The 17,477-nt window shown below is 35.8% G+C and carries 17 protein-coding genes; 11 read left to right on the top strand and 6 right to left on the bottom strand.

What is annotated here, in order from left to right; all coding sequences use genetic code 11:
• Positions 1-261 precede the first annotated feature (261 nt).
• The 7 genes from NSQ77_RS18020 (at position 262) to NSQ77_RS18050 (ending at position 7,019) form a co-directional block, all read left to right on the top strand.
• Entirely contained in the window at positions 262-1,167 is a 906-nt protein-coding gene (locus NSQ77_RS18020; RefSeq protein WP_339227448.1) for a hydroxymethylglutaryl-CoA lyase, read from the top strand.
• 113 nt (positions 1,168-1,280) lie between these two features.
• Entirely contained in the window at positions 1,281-1,859 is a 579-nt protein-coding gene (locus NSQ77_RS18025) for an XRE family transcriptional regulator (RefSeq protein ID WP_339227449.1), read from the top strand.
• Between the two features lie 246 nt (positions 1,860-2,105).
• On the top strand, positions 2,106-3,311 hold the full coding sequence (locus tag NSQ77_RS18030) for a D-alanyl-D-alanine carboxypeptidase family protein (protein WP_339227450.1): 1,206 nt from the start codon (positions 2,106-2,108) through the stop codon (positions 3,309-3,311).
• A 176-nt stretch (positions 3,312-3,487) separates the two neighbouring features.
• The gene (locus NSQ77_RS18035; RefSeq protein WP_339227451.1) at positions 3,488-4,168 is read left to right on the top strand and encodes a DUF3889 domain-containing protein; all 681 of its coding nucleotides are present in this window, start codon (positions 3,488-3,490) and stop codon (positions 4,166-4,168) included.
• 313 nt (positions 4,169-4,481) lie between these two features.
• The gene (locus NSQ77_RS18040) at positions 4,482-4,904 is read left to right on the top strand and encodes a VOC family protein (protein WP_339227453.1); all 423 of its coding nucleotides are present in this window, start codon (positions 4,482-4,484) and stop codon (positions 4,902-4,904) included.
• 144 nt (positions 4,905-5,048) lie between these two features.
• Complete coding sequence (locus tag NSQ77_RS18045) at positions 5,049-6,587, top strand: AbgT family transporter (RefSeq protein WP_339227454.1); 1,539 nt, start codon at positions 5,049-5,051, stop codon at positions 6,585-6,587.
• Between the two features lie 18 nt (positions 6,588-6,605).
• Entirely contained in the window at positions 6,606-7,019 is a 414-nt protein-coding gene (locus NSQ77_RS18050; protein WP_339227455.1) for an OsmC family protein, read from the top strand.
• Positions 7,020-7,059: 40 nt separating this feature from the next.
• Here NSQ77_RS18050 and NSQ77_RS18055 read toward each other — a convergent pair whose 3' ends face one another.
• The 4 genes from NSQ77_RS18055 to NSQ77_RS18070 all read right to left on the bottom strand — a co-directional run bounded on the left by NSQ77_RS18055 (position 7,060) and on the right by NSQ77_RS18070 (position 11,541).
• A complete protein-coding gene (locus NSQ77_RS18055; protein ID WP_339227456.1) occupies positions 7,060-8,622 on the bottom strand; it encodes a flotillin family protein in 1,563 nt (520 codons plus the stop codon).
• Positions 8,623-8,766: 144 nt separating this feature from the next.
• On the bottom strand, positions 8,767-9,312 hold the full coding sequence (locus NSQ77_RS18060) for a hypothetical protein (RefSeq protein ID WP_339227457.1): 546 nt from the start codon (positions 9,310-9,312) through the stop codon (positions 8,767-8,769).
• A 362-nt stretch (positions 9,313-9,674) separates the two neighbouring features.
• Positions 9,675-10,628: an ABC transporter permease gene (locus NSQ77_RS18065; RefSeq protein WP_339227458.1), complete on the bottom strand. Its 954-nt coding sequence runs from the start codon at positions 10,626-10,628 to the stop codon at positions 9,675-9,677.
• Entirely contained in the window at positions 10,621-11,541 is a 921-nt protein-coding gene (locus tag NSQ77_RS18070) for an ABC transporter ATP-binding protein (protein WP_339227459.1), read from the bottom strand. Before NSQ77_RS18070 ends, NSQ77_RS18065 begins: the two co-directional genes overlap by 8 nt.
• A gap of 211 nt (positions 11,542-11,752) precedes the next feature.
• Here NSQ77_RS18070 and NSQ77_RS18075 point away from each other — a divergent pair, with 211 nt between their 5' ends.
• Positions 11,753-12,760, top strand: coding sequence for a serine hydrolase (locus tag NSQ77_RS18075; protein ID WP_339227461.1), 1,008 nt, complete (start codon positions 11,753-11,755; stop codon positions 12,758-12,760).
• Positions 12,761-12,893: 133 nt separating this feature from the next.
• Here NSQ77_RS18075 and NSQ77_RS18080 read toward each other — a convergent pair whose 3' ends face one another.
• Positions 12,894-13,706 (bottom strand): CsxC family protein, encoded by an 813-nt coding sequence (locus NSQ77_RS18080; RefSeq protein ID WP_339227462.1) that lies wholly within the window; start codon positions 13,704-13,706, stop codon positions 12,894-12,896.
• Between the two features lie 137 nt (positions 13,707-13,843).
• The gene (locus NSQ77_RS18085; protein WP_339227463.1) at positions 13,844-14,695 is read right to left on the bottom strand and encodes a BC_2427 family protein; all 852 of its coding nucleotides are present in this window, start codon (positions 14,693-14,695) and stop codon (positions 13,844-13,846) included.
• Positions 14,696-15,116: 421 nt separating this feature from the next.
• On the opposite strand from NSQ77_RS18085, the gene NSQ77_RS18090 reads away from it, so the two are divergent.
• From NSQ77_RS18090 to NSQ77_RS18100, 3 genes are all read left to right on the top strand, one after another.
• Positions 15,117-15,653, top strand: a complete 537-nt coding sequence (locus NSQ77_RS18090) for a hypothetical protein (protein ID WP_339227464.1) — start codon at positions 15,117-15,119, stop codon at positions 15,651-15,653.
• 18 nt (positions 15,654-15,671) lie between these two features.
• A complete protein-coding gene (locus NSQ77_RS18095; RefSeq protein WP_339227465.1) occupies positions 15,672-16,040 on the top strand; it encodes a hypothetical protein in 369 nt (122 codons plus the stop codon).
• Between the two features lie 429 nt (positions 16,041-16,469).
• The gene (locus NSQ77_RS18100; protein ID WP_339227466.1) at positions 16,470-17,468 is read left to right on the top strand and encodes an SDR family NAD(P)-dependent oxidoreductase; all 999 of its coding nucleotides are present in this window, start codon (positions 16,470-16,472) and stop codon (positions 17,466-17,468) included.
• The last annotated feature ends 9 nt before the right edge of the window (positions 17,469-17,477 follow it).

The following is a 17,477-nucleotide window of genomic DNA, read 5'->3' on the forward strand; positions in this document are numbered from 1 at the left end:
CAAATAGGAATGCAGCTTTTTGGTTTTTAAAAAGTTTATTTAAATTGACTTTGTTAGAATATTTATTATATACTATATTCAACAATGTTGAATCAAAATAAACACAGTTGAATATAATGAGTATAAGACTTTTTTACATTAGTATATGTTGGTGGCGGTAATTCGGGGTATACGATTTGTAAGCGTATTCATTCATTTTTTTACTGTAAATAAATATTTCTTTTATGAATTTTTCCTATCACAGAATGGAGGAGGGGTTGAATGAATCACTTACCTAAATTTGTTCAATTAAAGGAAGTAGGACCACGTGACGGATTACAAAATGAGAAGAAATGGATTTCGACAGCTGACAAGATCGCATGGATTAATATGCTGTCAGATTCAGGCGTGGAAGAAATTGAATACACTTCTTTTGTTAATCCGAAAATGATACCGGCTTTATCCGATGCACGTGAAGTAGGAAGACAAATTAAACGGAATCCGAAAGTAGTGTACTCAGCACTTGTTCCGAATATGAAGGGTTTAGAATTTGCACTGGACGCAGGGATTGATGCTGCTTCTGTATTCATGTCGGCCAGTGAATCACATAATCAAAAGAACATTAATAAAACAATCGATGCAACGTATCCGGTGTTAGACGAAGTCATTCGTGAAGCAAAACAGGCTGGCAAGCGCATAACAGGTTATGTTTCTACTGTTTTTGATTGCCCGTATGAAGGGAAAATAACTCCTGATCAAGTATTGCGGGTCTGTGAGAATTTATTTGCTTCTGGTGCAGATGATCTCTCACTTGGTGATACGATTGGTACAGCGGTTCCTACCCAGGTAGAGCAGCTGCTTGATGTACTGATGAAACATTATCCAAAAGATAAGCTTATACTTCATTTTCATGATACAAGAGGAATGGCGATTGCAAATATTATGACAGCGATGCATCTTGGTATCCACCGATTTGATAGCACTGTTGGCGGATTAGGTGGTTGTCCATATGCGCCAGGTGCGGCAGGAAATGTTGCTACAAATGATGTACTTTACCTTTTGCACGGATTAGGAATTAAAACAGGAATCGATGAGATGAAAATACAGAATGCTGGTATATTTATTCAAAACAAACTTGGTAAAACCTTACCGAGCCGGTCTTTAGCATACTTTGCTAATGCACAGTAAACCTGGTAATACCATCACTCTAGCAAATGATTTTGCTACGGTGATGGTTTTTCTTGTCTTGACTAGTTGGGGGGGCTATTCTATGATTAAAAAATATATACATATGATTTTAGGTGGAAGGACTGAGTTCGATCGATCTTCAGAGCATAGGAAAAAAAGTAAAACAAATACGATTACGAAATAAAAAGACCCAGCAACAAATAGCTGATGAATGCGGTATTTCAAAAAGTCTTTTATCGAAAATTGAAAATGGACAAACAGCATCTGCAATTGCAACCCTATCTAAAATCAGTGATGCATTGGGAGTGCAGCTTTCCTGGGTTTTGGATGATGAGACGGAACAGGATCTTGTACTCCAGCAGAAGTCTAATCGGCAATCTACAGTAGGTGACGAGAGCATGGGGTATTCATATGAGCTTTTAGCAAACAGATCTAAATACAGTGGAATCGAACCTACAATTGTACATGTCACCCCAAAGAATATTAACTTGCGACAGGAAAAAACCTACACACATTCCCAGGATGAATTTATTTATATTTTAGAGGGAACTATTTATTTGCTTTATGATGGTGAAAAGCATTATATGGAAAAAGGAGATAGTGCATATTTCCAAGGATCTAAGCCACATCTGTTTGTACCAGTAAATGATGAAGAAGCACAAGTTCTGACATGCTTTATTGACCGCATATAACAATCAAACACTTAGTGTTTAACAGTATACATTCTGAAATGTATACTGTTTTCTTTTTTCGGAAGTTTGAGAATTATAACAGCCTAATTACTTAACATTACGTGTTAATTACAAATCCAGAAAGGTATTTACACATTTGTACCATACGTTTAGGTTAGTATAAGACGTGATTTGTTTTTCTAAGTGCATCTTTCCGCATTGTGATAAACCAACAAATAGAAAAACAAATAATGGGGAAGTGTTCGTATGAGAAAAATAGCTTGGATGATGACATTAATTGTCACCATGAATGCAGTACTCGTTTCCACAGCACAGGCTGATTCGAGAGAAGAATCACTGCAGATAAAGAGTGATTCTGCAATCGTAATGGAAGCTTCGACAGGGAAAGTTTTATATGAAAAGCATGCAAAAGAACCGATGTATCCTGCCAGTTTAACAAAAATTGCAACTGCGATTTATGCAATTGAAAATGGAAAGCTTGATGATATTGTAACAGTAAGCGGCAATGCTAGAAAGGTAGATGGAACAACTGTCTTCCTGGAAAAGGGAGAAAAAGTACGTTTAAAAAAACTTATTCAAGGATTGCTGATTAATTCTGGAAATGATGCTGGAATTGCAATTGCAGAGCATTTGAGTGGTGATGTAAAGTCGTTCGCAAAAGATCTGAATATATATCTGAAAGAAGTAATCGGAACTGAACAAACAAACTTTGAAAATCCACACGGTTTATTTGATGAAAATCATGTTACAACAGCAGAAGATTTAGCAAAAATAACCCAATACGCAATGAAAAATGATGTATTTATGGATATCTTTAGCACGAAGGAAATGGATTGGCACGGAAAAACATGGGATACAACGATTCAAACACATCATAAATTAGTTAAAGAGGAAATTCCATATAAGGGAGTTACTGGCGGGAAAAATGGTTTTGTTTCTCAATCAGGTTATACATTAGCAACTACTGCGGAAAGAGATGATTTAAAATTAATCACAGTCACGCTAAAAAGTAATGTTGTAGAAGATGCCTATAATGATACAATCAAACTATTAGATTATGGATTTGAAAACTTTACGACATCAAGTATACCAAAGGGAACAACTTTCACGTTTGAGGATCAGCAATATGCTACACCTGAAAAGATTGTTTATACACATGCACAGAACGATAAACTTGTAGAAAAAGTGGAAGTAAATGGAGTCTTAAAAATGATGAACCAGGATGGCGAAGCAGTTGATACGTTTCAACTTGATGAAATTAAAAAGGACAAGCCGGCAGTAGCTGCAAGATCATCCGAAAATCAACCAAGTGCTGCATCTATTGTTATGGAAAGATTTTTTTCTAGCACCTATCTTTCAATTGTGTTTTTTATCGGTGTAATAACCATCTTTTATTTCCAGGTTCGTAAGTTAAGAATTACTAGAAGAAATCGAGACAAATTTTATTTTTAACGCTGTTAGCTTAGAAAAAAATGATTCATACAAGACGCCTGTCACAGGTCAACCTTCCTGATACATATATTATCAGGAAGGTTTTTTAGGTTGGAAAGTTTAACTTTACACAACAATGTCAGTCAATCGAATATTTTGCAATGCTAAGTTTTCTATAATGACGGGAGGAAAACCAGATGAATCCTTATTATCCTTACTGGCCGAATAGAAGTTATAATGTACATGATCCTCATCAATACATGCCATATGGACAGCAGCCTGCTGCTTATGATAATCAGCATGCTTATCCAATCAATACTGATTATTTTGATCGTCAGCAAACGGTTAGAGGTCAAGCTACATGGACAGATGGGGGACAAGTAACAAAATGCGGTATAGCTTGGTCAGAAAATGAGTATATGACAGCAGCTGTTGGAGAAAATTCCCCCTATGAATGTGGACAAATGCTTAAAATCAGAAATATTTCTGCTCCATATGGGAGAGAAATTATTGTAAAAGTCGTCGATCAAGTTTCGGGCTATCCGGCGAATCGGATCAATTTACATCGAAGGGCATTTGAAGCATTGGGCGTTAACACAAGTGTGGGAGTCATTAATATTGAAATCATTCCTTCACCTGAATTGGAGCAAGAAAAATGGGGGAAATATTTATTGGAAGTTACCGAAGCGGCGTATCCAAACTTTAATGTTACCGACTATAATGCAATTGGAAAAACAATGCTCTCCCATTCCTTAGTTAGAGAAACATTTGAATTTGTTTTACAGTCACCTCAAGAAACGTTGAGAGTACAAGGAATTGTTGTTTATAATCCGAACACAGATCGAATTGTTTCATTTAATTTACAGGAAGTTCAGTAAGAATTTGGTTTGCAACAGAGTAAATGAAAAGTTATAAGAGAATAAATAATACCTTAATAAAGGACGTATCCGACCTGGTAAAGCTAGCATTCGTTGAGTTAGAATGCTAGCTTTAAAGTTAACTAGAATGGCATGGATTCAAGCATTGTATACAGCCATAAATTTTCGAAAATGGATAGACTGCTTTCCTTATTATTAAAGCACTTTGGCAATTATAGTGATTACCTAATTCTTCATAATCACCATTGGATTTAGAAATAGTTATCGGGGAATAATAAAACTAATATCCAATAAGTTAAATGAGGTGTATAAAATGGGATTACGGATTAATCCATATATTATTTTGGATGGCACGGGAATAGAAGCTGTTGATTTTTATAAAGATACATTAGGAGCAAAGGTGTTGGGGATTCAAACGTATGGTGATATGCCTGATAATCCGGAATTTAAGCCGTCTGCTGAAGCAAAGAATCGAGTAATGCATGCTAGTTTAAAGATAGGTAATTCAGAACTTATGATTACAGATACTTTTCCTGGACAGCCTTACCAGTTAGGTTCGCAGTTATGTATTGCTATATTACCAGATACTGCAGCTGAAGCGAATGAATTGTTTGCAAAATTACAAGACGATGGAGAGGTAATAATGCCGCTGCAAGAAACGGATTGGAGTCCAGCTTATGGACAAGTAAAAGATAAATTTGGAATTACATGGCAAGTTTCTGCTGAAATGAAGTAAATGATGAATACGTCATCGTTCTATTTTCAAAAAAGATCGATGACGTGATTTTTTATTTATGTTAGGTATGTTGAAGCATAATTCTAGAAATTAATTGTCACATCTGTATACTAGGTATGAAAGAAATTAAGAAGGGGTTACAACATGAGTCAACAAAAGACATCGAAATCAATTCGATTATTAAATTTTATTGAGGAAAAAGGGAACAAGCTGCCGCATCCGATAACCATCTTTATTCTTTTTACGCTAATTGTTATCGCACTATCGCATGTTCTCTCTATATTTGGAGTAAGTGTCAGCTTTGAAGGCATGAATAATGAAACAGGACAAATTGAAACACTCAATGTAGATGCTATTAGCTTGCTTGTACCTGAAGGCATTGCATATATGTTCTCTAGTGTAGTAACGAATTTCACATCCTTTGTGGCATTGGGTCCTGTACTTGTTGCCATGCTTGGTGTGGGTGTAGCTGAGAAGAGCGGTTATATCAGTGCGATTATGACAAATACGGTGACCAAAGCTCCAAGGAAGCTTGTCACTCCAATCGTGGTCTTGATGGGCGTTATGTCCAATGTAGCAGCGTCTGTTGGATATGTCGTGCTTGTTCCATTAGGGGCGATTATCTTCTTAGGATTCAAACGTCATCCGTTAGCGGGGCTTTCTGCAGCATTTGCAGGTGTTTCTGGCGGCTATTCTGCCAATTTATTGTTAGGAACGAATGATCCGCTGCTGAGTGGCATTTCCACAGAAGGTGCACGAATATTAGATGCAAATTACGTTGTAAATGCAACAGATAACTGGTTCTTTATGATTGCTTCTACATTTTTAATTGTAATTATCGGGACGATTATTACAGATAAGATTATTGAGCCGAAATTAGGAAAATATATACCTAGTGAACCCCTTGAAAATAAAAATGAAGTAACAAGTATCGAGAAAAGGGGATTATTATGGGCAAATATTTCTATTCTTGTTACAGTAGCTGTGATTGCTGCACTCGTCATTCCGGAAAATGCTCCATTACGCGGTGATGAGGGGAGCATTATTGTTTCCCCGTTTATGAGCAGTATTATCTTTCTGATGATGGTCATTTTTTTAGTACCTGGTGTCATTTATGGAATTGTAACAAAATCAGTAAGAAATGATAAGGATGTTGCGCATTTAATGACAGGGTCCTTAGAAACGATGGCGGGATTTATTGTCCTGATTTTCTTTGCTGCTCAGTTTGTCGCATTATTTAATTATACGAATTTAGGAACCATTATTGCAGTAAAGGGCGCTGCGTTTTTACAGGCGATAAATTTTGATGGGGTGCCATTGCTTGCTGCATTGATTTTTATTACTGCGATTATTAATTTGTTTATTGCTGCAGATTCGGCGAAATGGGCAATTATGGCTCCAGTGTTTGTCCCGATGTTTATGCAGATGGGGATTTCTCCTGAAGTAACACAAGTAGCATATAGGGTTGGGGACTCATCAACAAATATCATTTCCCCACTCATGCCATTTTTCCCGTTAGTTGTGGCATTTGCACAGCGATACGGCAAACAAAATGGAGTAGGAACTGTTATTTCGTTAATGCTGCCTTATTCCATAACGATTCTTATTTGCTGGAGCTTATTCTTTGTGATTTGGTATGTATTGGGTATACCGGTTGGTCCAGGTACTAGTTTAACTTATTAAGAAAGGAAGTTTTTAATTATGAAAGTAACTACAACATGGACAGGTGGACGAGCATTTGAATCAGTTGGTGATTCAGGATACGCCACCTATATGGATGCAACAGAAGCCTATGGCGGTTTAGGTAAAGGGGCCACGCCAACTGAAATGCTGCTTGGTTCTTTAGCTGGATGTATTGGAATTGATGTAACGATGATTTTAAGACCACATTTAGAAAAAATAACTAAAATTGAAATTATTACAGATGGAACGCGTAAAGAGGAGGCGCCAAAGGGTTTCACAGCAATTCAAGTAACATTTATTGTTGATGGAGATATTGATAGCAAGAAAGTTTGGCGTGCAATTAACCTTGGTGAAGAAAAATATTGCTCTGTATCGGATTCTTTAAAAGCGAAGATTGATTTCAATCTAATTTTGAATGGAGAAGAGAGCTAATAAAGAAGGAACGGTCTGCAATCAGACCGTTCCTTTCAATTTAATTCGAATGATCAGCTTCACTTGCAGCTAATTCATTCTCTTTGTTCTTGGCATAGCGAATTTGGTCAAAGTCAATATCGTCAGGTAAATTGTTTTTTCCTGTAATATTCTCCAGTAAATCTTTCACATCAATACCAGAAGAGGCCTTGAGGGACTCTTGTAGAGTTGACATGAGATTTGTTGCATAGCCGGTAACCTTATTTGCTCCGCCATCTGCACCACTGCTTCCTGTATCAACAACTGTAATTTTATCGATGTTCGCAAGTGGACTGGCAATTTCTTTCGCATATTCAGGAAGCATTTTCATAACCATATCGAGTACAGCTGCTTGACCGAACTGTTCGAATGCTTCGGCGATCTTTTCTTTTGCTTCCGCTTCCGCAATACCTTTTAGACGGATAATCTCTGCTTCTGCTTCCCCTTGTGCCCGTTGTGAGTCAGCTTTAGCAAGACCATCTACGCGGACTTGTTCTGCTTCTGCTTTTGCTTGTGATTCAATACGGTATTGATTCGCATCTGCTTCAGCAATTTGTCTAGCTTTTTCAGCAACAGCTGATTGCTCAACCGCATAGCGGTCAGCATCTGCTTTCTTCTTAACTTCAGAGTCGTATTGTCGTTCACGACGCAGAATTTCTTTTTCTTCCAACTCAATTTGTTTTTGTCGTTCAATAATTTTAATTTGCATCTCTTGCTCTGTAACCTGCTGTTTCGCACGTGCAGTTTCATAGTCATAGGCTTGGTCAGCACGAGCTTTTGCAATATCCTGTTCACGGCGGTATTCTGCTGTCTTCAATTGATTTTCTTTCTCAGCTTCAGCAATTTCTGTTGAGCGTTCTAATTCTGCTTTTTGTGCGTCCTTAGCAGCTTCAGCACGTTTGATCCGTGTTTCTTTATCCGCCTCAGCAGTAGCAATATCTGCATCACGCTTCACTTGGGCAATCCGAGGTTTACCTAATGAGTCAAGATAACCATTTTTATCTTTTACATCTTTAATAGTAAAAGATACGATGACTAATCCCATTTTTGCTAAATCCTGTGAAGCAACACGCTGCACTTCCTGGGAAAATTTATCCCGGTTTTTATATATTTCTTCGACAGTCATAGAACCTAGAATGGAACGTAGATGTCCTTCAAGAACTTCTTTTGCTTCATTCTCGCGGTCCGATCTTGACTTACCTAAAAATTGTTCAGCAGCTGTAGCAATTTCATTAATCGAGCCGCCAATTTTAATTATTGCAGTTCCATCGGCCATTACAGGCACACCTTGCTCCGTATAGACCTCTGGAGTTGATACTTCCAGTTTACTAGATAGTAAGCTGAGTGGCTCTGCTTGTTGGAAAACAGGTAATACAAATGTACCTCCACCGCGAATAATTTTAATTTTATTCCCAGATTCATCTGTATGTACATTCTTTCCACCTAAGTAACTACCAGTTACAATAAGTGCTTCATCAGGGCCTGCTGTGCGGTACTTTGTCATAAATACAGCGATAAGTGCAATTAATAAAAATACAACAATAGCAATTACGACCCAAATACCTACTGAAATACTTTCTAACATAATTTATCCTCCTTTTTGTAGTTGGCAGATATGTATATAACTTTCTATCTGCATAATTGCAAGTTAGACAATCACCTAAAGTTTGGTAAATGCCAAGTTTGCAAAAGAAATTTATTAAAATACTAATCCAGATGGATGAGTAGATTAAACAGAAAAATTAGCATCTAAATCCGTTTCATAAGGAACTACATAAAGAACGCCATTTGTTACTTCAATAACAAGTACTTGCTTCCCAGATTCGATCGGTTTATGTTCATAAGCCGCGGCAGGTTTTGAAATCATCCCGCTTTTACTATCGATAATAATTTCGCCATAGCCATTCTCCGGAATTGGAATGATAATTTTGCCAACTCTTCCTTTTAACGAATCCTCCGTATAGCTTAGTGATTCTTCTGCTGAGGAAATTGGAATCAAAACAAATACATTAAGCAATGTACTTAATAAGAAAGAAAAGACAATTGAGATACCGATAATGAGAAGGCTGTTAATGGATGTGAGAACTTCAAATATATATCCTGAAGCAGAGAAAAAAGTTATAAAGGATAAAATAAGAACAGGATGAATAAAGCTGATTGCCTCTGTGATGACTTCTAAAATATCACCAAATAAGAGGTAAAGAATGGTTAATATTCCTGCTGTAATTAGTGTTATTAAGTAAATCGTTTCAATCGGTGTATCAAATAGCATCATATGCATCCATCCCTTAATTGTAGTTGCTTTACTTTATATACAAATTAACGATAATAAAGGTTTCGTAAAATTAGAAAAAAGTAATAAAAATCATGAAAAATTCGTTATGTATGTAATGAAATTAAATGAACAGGAAAAATCATACATATTAAATATATTCGAAACAATGCTTATTATCAATGATTTTGTGAAATTAGGTTACAATTGGTATTTGGGTAAATTGCAAAGGAGAATGCAGTTGATATTCATAAATGTGAACCTAGAAAGCATTTAAAAGAAAAGGAGAGAGGAAGATGACCCAATGAGGATTTGATCATCGTCCCATGTATAAACTTCAATTTACGATTTAAATGATGAAAAAATTAGTTTCCTGCTACATCTCGCTTCGTAAAGAAAATCCATGCAAGCAGCATAAACACAATATAATAGATTAAAAGCATTATAATCGAAAAACCTAATGTCATGCCCTCGATGAATGGCGTATTTCCATCCGCATACTGACTTAAGTCTGTGTTCGCAAACAGGATATATTTGGCCCATGAGCGTTCTGCAAAAAAGAAGACAATTTGGTTTCCGACAAACATGAGAAAGATCGCCAGTCCGATTGCAAGTGCACTATTACGGAATACACTTGAAATCATAAATGCGAAGGTTGCCATCATGAGTAAAATAATGAGCTGGTAACCATATCCTGAAATAATCTCGCCAATAACAGACACGTACTCCAAGCTGCCGTTCTTTTCCAACAGAGTATATGGATTCATACCCTCGATACCAAAGAGAATAGCACCTGCAATCCCAGAGAAAATTAAGACAAATAATAGGGTAAATAAAGCGAATAAAAGTACAGATACGTATTTGGAAATTAATATTTTGGTGCGGGAAATAGGACGAATAAGAAGAAGTTTAATTGTTCCCCATCTAAATTCATTCGCAATAATTCCTGCTGCAACTATAATCGTTAATAAACTTACTAAGGACAATAGCATTTTGTTTTCCATAATAAAATGCCACGCACCATATCCTGAAGGCTGAATATCATTTTCTAAGTAGTAATTATTTTGCTCGATCAATATAGAGTTATAGGTTTCTAAATAAGATTCATCTTCCATTTCTTGCGTTAAGCTTGCGTTTTCTTCTTCTAGTTGTGTTCGCCATGAATCTGATTCATAGCTTTTTTGGATATCCCCAACAGTATTATTTAAAATTCCAGTGCCGACTATAATCACAGCTAACAGTATATACATAATCCATGTTGATTTAACAACGTAGATTTTTTTTAGTTCATTAGAAATAAGGTTAAAAAAGTTACTCAATTGTATTCTCTCCAATCAAATCAAAGAATTTATCCTCTAGCGATGCTTTTGTAATGCTTACTTGATACACAGATATATCATGCTTTACAAACATTTTAATAGCTTCCGGAATTTTCTCCTTTTCAAGTTGGAAGTGAATATTTTTGCCTTCCAGGACTGCTTGAATTTCAATCTCTGTTTTTAACAGCTCCATTGCTTTTTCGCCTGGAGATACTTCAATTTCAACTTGCATTAAATTATCTGCTGCCACATTTTCATGTACCTGTTGAGTGGCAACAAGTTCTCCGTTTTTAATAATGCCAATTCTGTCACACATCAACTCAATTTCTGATAACAAATGACTGGAAATAATAACTGCAACGTTATTCTCTTCTGCCAATTTTCGAATGTACCTGCGAATTTCACGAATCCCTGCCGGATCCAGTCCATTTGTAGGTTCGTCTAATATTAAAATCGACGGTTTATGTAAAAGAGCTTGTGCAATACCTAAACGTTGGCGCATCCCTAAGGAATATCTGCCGACCTTTTCTTTCATTGCCTTTTCGAGCCCGACAATTTCTACGACCTCTTTGATCCGTTCCTTAGTTATGCCGGGGATCATACGAGCATAGTGAGCAAGATTTTGCTCACCTGTCATAAAAGGATACATTTCAGGGTTTTCAACAATAGCGCCAACCTCACGCACGGCTTTCTTATAGTTGGTTTTAATACTATTTCCTAAAATGCGGACATCGCCATCTGTCAGCTTCATCAACCCAACCATCATTCGAATGGTCGTCGTTTTACCTGCACCATTAGGACCGATAAAGCCAAATACTTCCCCTTTTTGGATTGTGAAGGACAGACCTTTAATGATCTCCTTCTTGCCAATCGTTTTCCGTACATCAATTAATTCCATTGCTGCTTTTGACATTGATTGATACCTCTTTTCATAGTTCTTGATAGTTTGTACGTTGAAGGAAGAATGGAAGTTTCATATTTTGGAAAAATTTATAGAAAAATTCAAGTTAATTGTGGTAATGTTGTTTACGGAGACGATTGTAAGAACATTTATAAAATTTATGTTATTTAATCTCTCAGTAATTGCTAAGCTCATCTCCTAAAACAAAGAGAGGACTATTTGTATGAAAAATAAACTTATGGAATTACAAAGTCAAAATAATTATTCTGGAACCATCATTGTTCAAGATACAAAGGGAATGGATATAGCGCTTAGTTCAGGATATGCCAATCGGTCAGATGCACTGGAAAATAAACAAAATACGAGATATGGTATTGCCTCAGGCTGCAAGCTTTTTACAGGAATTGCAATTTGTCAACTTGTGCAATCTGGCGCATTAAGCTTTGAATCAAAATTGAAAAACGTAATCGATGTGAATTTTCCTCTTTGGGATGACTCCATAACAGTTCATCATCTACTGACACATACATCCGGTATCCCAGACTATTTTGATGAGGAAGTTATGGATGATTTTGAGGAATTGTGGAAGGAAATTCCCATGTATACGTTGCGTCGCCTAATAGATTTCTTGCCATTAATTCAAAACAAGCCGATGAAAGGAAAACCAGGGGAAAGCTTTCATTACAATAATGCTGGTTATATATTACTTGGTCTTATAGTTGAAGAAGTGAGTGGACGGGAATTTACGAGCTATGTACAAAAACATATTTTTCAACGCGCTGGCATGTCGGATTCCGGTTATTTTCCCTTGGATGCACTTCCATCAAGAACTGCGTTTGGTTATATCGATGACAGGCATGGTTCGTGGCGCACCAATCTATATTCACTACCGATTCGTGGAGGATCAGATGGAGGAGCTTTTGTAACAGCACCGGATATGAGTAAATGCTGGCATGCGTTGCTTCATCATGAATTGCTGAATGAAACGTTTACGAAAAAACTGCTGACGCCATTTGTACATGAAGAAGGAAGTACGTATTATGGTTATGGTGTATGGATTGAAAAAAATACTAAAGGAGTTATAAAATATCACCTCATGGGTTTCGACCCAGGAGTTAATTTTCACTCGGCGTATTATCCGAATCAGGAAATCACATTTACTGCGTGTTCAAATGTCTCATCTGGAGCGTATGAAATGATGAAATTACTTGAGAACTTTATTAATAATTGAAAATGGAAGCTTCAAAAAAATGCACATCTTCAAAAGCACAGAAATAAAACAAGTTGAGCTGTTAATAAGCTCAACTTGCTTTCATCCATAATTTAAGAGATTAACAAATCATTCATATCGATTTAAATACTGTTTAGCACTCTTCTTCAGGTCGTCTAGCAGCTCCGCCATTTCCATTAAGTGGAATTTGTTGAGTTTGCAGTACTTTTAAAGTAAGATCTGTAACGATTTTTTCACGTAATGTGCTGAAGCTGTCGCTATGAGAGCATTTGCTCTTATGCGAATCAAAAGAATGAGGAGAAAAGTCAAGCTCAAAGAATTCCGCGCTAATAAGTTCACAGAATGGCTGTTCATTATAAATAACAGCATTTTGGAAGTAGTATTTATCCAAACGAGGAGATTCTCCATGTTTAGGATCAAGAAATTGAGCTCTTCTTTGCTCTCCAAAACCGAAAATCGGTAAATTCATAAGATCACCAGTTAAATCTGCAAAACCAGAAAATGGAACTTTTGCTGTTAAAGTGCGTAGTGCGCTATTACAGCCTTTTGGTGCATACTCGATGTTTTTACGAATATACCCTTCTACGAATAACTTAGCACCTTCAGAAGTGAAAAATCCAGAGTCATCTATTTCTGTAAATGGTCCAACAGGAACGAGTTTACATTGTGTCAAGAAAACATCTTTTAATACTCTTTTAATCTCACATGCTGGCGGATCAAGCGGAATGTCAGCCTCCACTACGACTTGAAGAGTTGTTTCAGCTAAAACAAGCGGGACTTTAATAAATGCACCAGTCAGATCTGGATTAACGACAGGGGTAGCTGGAGTATCTGGAAGCTGCACCTCTGTACGTGATTTTACATCACAATTTACTTTAGTTGGACTTGGATCTTTCTGTACAGCATTTTTAGTAAAATAGTTTTGTCTTTGACCATAGCCTACCATAATAAAAATTCCTCCTATTTTTTAATCTAATAATCTATTAGCTTTACATTAATAAGATATTCGATTAATAAAGTTCTGATTAGACTTATAATAGGAGTCAATCGTGGATTTTTATAACAAGCTGGAATTTTATTATTTTAGACTCTATGGAAATTATTAAGCTGAAATAACTGCAGCAATTGAATTGTTAAAGTTACCACTATTTTCTGATCAACCTGATAATATACATTCTTTAACCATTCACGCGGCGATTTCTTTTCCCAATTAATCGCAGGAAGATATTCCAATGATTCCTGAATAAATCCTTCAATAAATAATATACCGTTTGAAGCTGTCCGTTTCGCTTGATCTGAAGATGGATTAAATTTAGAAGGTAAGAATTTACAATTTGTTAATATAACATCTGTAGAGGCTTCTAAAATCTTGATGACCCCTTTATCCATTAGCGTGTGTTCTTCTAATACAATTTCAATATCATACTCCCCGATTACAACAGGAATAAGAAACCTTGCATAAGGTAATGCAGTACTTAAAATATCGTCTCCATCAAGTGGGGTTGCTTGTTGTTTAAAAGGTTTCTTTATTTCTTGCTGGAAGTTGTTTTTTCCCTTAGATACTTTAGAAGTCTCTTTGTTTAAATTCATCAATGCGTGAACGTTGGAAAAAACCAGTCTGCCATATGGTTGCTCATGATAATAAGTGGAAGTATTTAGTTGATATGTCTCAAAATCAGGGCTCATACCTGTATGATCTTTGAAATTAAGTGAACGCTCAGATGTATGAACGAAAATTGGCTGCTGAAGAAAATCATCAATCCCTATATATGTTGAAAACGGAATTTTAATTTGTTTAACTTGATTACTTATAGATGTACTATGAACTGTTGAAATCGTGTTTTTGTAGGGATTTTTATGATTAGATATCTCTACTGGTTTTGAATTGTTTGGCGGAGAAGGGGATGTAATCTTATAATTGTTTTTAAATTTCATTTTAAATTCACTCCTCAAGCAATACTGCTTACCTAATACTTATTTATGCAGATAATCAGCATTTGTCCCTTAATCTATAAATTTTAGCTCATTCAAATCGGGCTATATGTGATAGTAGAATCTGTGTCTGATATATAAAAGAAGATAAGTTCAGTCGGTTAAAATCTTCACTGTTTTTATACCCTATGACTAATAAACCAGACAATCCAACCCCTGTAACAAAATGGGAAAATGAACTAGATTCTTGGTTAGTTTCTGCTGTTTTGTAAATGGTGGAAATAGAATGAAAAACGATGTCAATTAATCAATACCTCAATATCTAACGGTAAGTGAACCATAATATTTTCCTAGTCTGCAGCATATGTTTAAGAGACAAGTCATATTTCTACGTTCGGTACAAACAAAAGGGAGGATTGTTGTTATGGTTTCGAATATGGATTTAAAAAATAGGCTTTCACAGCTGGAAGCAGAATTAGGACAAACTCAGAATTATATAAAAGAAAAGCTGAAAAATCTAAATAAATCAAGCTTCAAAGGTGGGGCATTCTGTTATTTTAATCAAACTATCGTATTGGATTATGAACAGTATTCCACACATCAAATAACTGGCGATTTTCATGTTAAAAATATGTCAGCAACCACATTGGCATCTCCAATAATACTTCTTAAAATTACTACAGAGGATGAATTCAAATTTACAGGAAATTATAAATTACCTCAGTCAAGCCAGCATAATTTTGAATGGGAGCGCATTGAGATGGGGAATTTTGATCCGGATACCAATTTCTTTTTAAAACCTGTTCAAGCAGATGAGATTCCCCCGAATGAGCAATTAACATTCCAGGAATTTCAAATTATCATCCCGTTTGGCAGTACGATCCGTGTTGATGGTTTCGTTTATTTTGAAGGGAAACAAGATGGTATGGCTGCGATTAATTCTATAAATATTGCAGGTTAAAGAAGGGGGGCGTTGTCAATGAATAATAAAATAAAGGAACTATTAGAGCTTTCGGTCATTAAGATTCTTGAAGAAGATCTGGAAAACAGCCCATCTGTAATATCCAGTGTAGATGGCAAAACAATTGTTACAATGAAACAGAACAGCACGATTTCTCTTTTGCTTTATCTGCATTTAATCAGTATGGATAATACGAATTCTCCAAAAGAGGAAAATGACAAGGATGACGAAACGAAGGCTATGGACGAAACCATATCAGATGTAGAAAATAAAGATATTAATAAGGAAGAAACAGAAGAAGTATTGCAATCAATAAATAGTTTGCAGGAAAAAAATAATCATTTTTATCAGGAATTACGTGATTTTTTTTCTGATAAAACGTCATAATAGATCGACATCTACTGCTCAAAAGGTCATTGACCTAAAGGGGCAGTTTTTTATTGGAACTAATCTTTCAACAACATCTAATATTTTATAAATCAGACATTTGCACGGACAATAAGTTTTCATCCCGTAAATTGTGTTAGAGCAAGTGCAGGGATAAGTAAGCGGTATTGAAAAAACAGTCCTTGCATTTAGCCAGATAAAACTTTATAGGAAACTTTCTTCCTTCCTAACTTGAAGATAATTCCCCCGCGAAGCTAAGTTGATTAGCTTCTTTTTTTATGTCTGCGATGCATCTGTCTATTTATTAGAAAATAGCCATTCATAGGTTAGCGTCTTTAACTGTTCGTTCATATCTGAATATATATATTATCACTGTACGAGTATTATTTTACAATATCATAGGCTTCCAAGTTGAAGGAGAGGTTTTAGGTGTATTTTAATGACAAAAAAATATTAGTTATCGGGGGTACTGGTACAATTGGCAAAAGTATCGTGCAATCGATTATGAAAGAGAATCCAAAATATATAAAAATATTTAGCAGAGATGAATTTAAGCAGCACAAACTTCGTTATGAGCTAGATAATAATGAAAAATTACGTTATGTAATCGGGGATATTCGTGATTACGATAGCTTATTTGCAGCTATGCATGATATTGATTACGTATTGCATTTAGCGGCGATGAAGCACGTTGATTTGTGTGAATTCAATCCATATGAAGCTATTAAAACAAATGTTCACGGCACGAATAATGTAATAAAAGCTGCCATATTACAAAATGTAAAAAAAGTAGTATTTACTAGTTCAGATAAAGCAATATCTCCTACTAATACGTATGGTGCAACGAAACTTATTGCAGAACGGTTAATTTCTTCAACTGAATATAATAAGACCCAAAAACAAACCATTTTTGCAAGTGTCCGATTTGGCAATGTAATGGGATCAAGAGGTTCTGTAATACCTCTGTTCAAAGAACGAATCCTTAAAGACAAAAAAATCACAGTTACTGATAAAAACATGACGCGATTTATGATGTCATTGAATCAAGCCACAGAGTTGACAATAAAGGCATTGAAAGAAGCTAAAGGTGGAGAGGTTTTTGTATTAAAAATGCCTGTTATCAAACTAGGGGATTTAGCAAATATCTTAATAGAAGAAACATGCAAAAAGAATGGAATGAAAACAGATGATATTCATGTCGAAGTGATAGGGTTAAGACCAGGAGAAAAAATGTATGAAGAATTGATGACCTATGATGAATCCAGTGAAGCATGGGAATTAAAGGATATGTATATTATTCCAGGTACAGAGGATGTCAGATACCATAATGCGAAAAAGTGTAATCATGGGACATATAGTTCTATGAAGCAACCCCCTATAAATGTTAATGCGTTACGTGAGTTGCTGAAGGAAGAAAAGCTAATTTAAAAAACAGCA

Origin of the sequence: Oceanobacillus sp. FSL K6-2867 (genome assembly GCF_037963145.1) — a bacterium.
Classification (GTDB): Bacteria; Bacillota; Bacilli; order Bacillales; family Amphibacillaceae; genus Oceanobacillus.

What these genes read in the sequence shown, in the direction of transcription:
- NSQ77_RS18020 (WP_339227448.1), top strand. Translation starts at nt 262, where the DNA reads ATGAATCACTTACCTAAATTTGTTCAATTAAAGGAAGTAGGACCACGT.
- NSQ77_RS18030 (WP_339227450.1), top strand. Translation starts at nt 2,106, where the DNA reads ATGAGAAAAATAGCTTGGATGATGACATTAATTGTCACCATGAATGCA.
- NSQ77_RS18035 (WP_339227451.1), top strand. Translation starts at nt 3,488, where the DNA reads ATGAATCCTTATTATCCTTACTGGCCGAATAGAAGTTATAATGTACAT.
- NSQ77_RS18040 (WP_339227453.1), top strand. Translation starts at nt 4,482, where the DNA reads ATGGGATTACGGATTAATCCATATATTATTTTGGATGGCACGGGAATA.
- NSQ77_RS18045 (WP_339227454.1), top strand. Translation starts at nt 5,049, where the DNA reads ATGAGTCAACAAAAGACATCGAAATCAATTCGATTATTAAATTTTATT.
- NSQ77_RS18050 (WP_339227455.1), top strand. Translation starts at nt 6,606, where the DNA reads ATGAAAGTAACTACAACATGGACAGGTGGACGAGCATTTGAATCAGTT.
- NSQ77_RS18055 (WP_339227456.1), bottom strand. Translation starts at nt 8,622, where the DNA reads ATGTTAGAAAGTATTTCAGTAGGTATTTGGGTCGTAATTGCTATTGTT.
- NSQ77_RS18060 (WP_339227457.1), bottom strand. Translation starts at nt 9,312, where the DNA reads ATGATGCTATTTGATACACCGATTGAAACGATTTACTTAATAACACTA.
- NSQ77_RS18070 (WP_339227459.1), bottom strand. Translation starts at nt 11,541, where the DNA reads ATGTCAAAAGCAGCAATGGAATTAATTGATGTACGGAAAACGATTGGC.
- NSQ77_RS18075 (WP_339227461.1), top strand. Translation starts at nt 11,753, where the DNA reads ATGAAAAATAAACTTATGGAATTACAAAGTCAAAATAATTATTCTGGA.
- NSQ77_RS18080 (WP_339227462.1), bottom strand. Translation starts at nt 13,706, where the DNA reads ATGGTAGGCTATGGTCAAAGACAAAACTATTTTACTAAAAATGCTGTA.
- NSQ77_RS18085 (WP_339227463.1), bottom strand. Translation starts at nt 14,695, where the DNA reads ATGAAATTTAAAAACAATTATAAGATTACATCCCCTTCTCCGCCAAAC.
- NSQ77_RS18090 (WP_339227464.1), top strand. Translation starts at nt 15,117, where the DNA reads ATGGTTTCGAATATGGATTTAAAAAATAGGCTTTCACAGCTGGAAGCA.
- NSQ77_RS18095 (WP_339227465.1), top strand. Translation starts at nt 15,672, where the DNA reads ATGAATAATAAAATAAAGGAACTATTAGAGCTTTCGGTCATTAAGATT.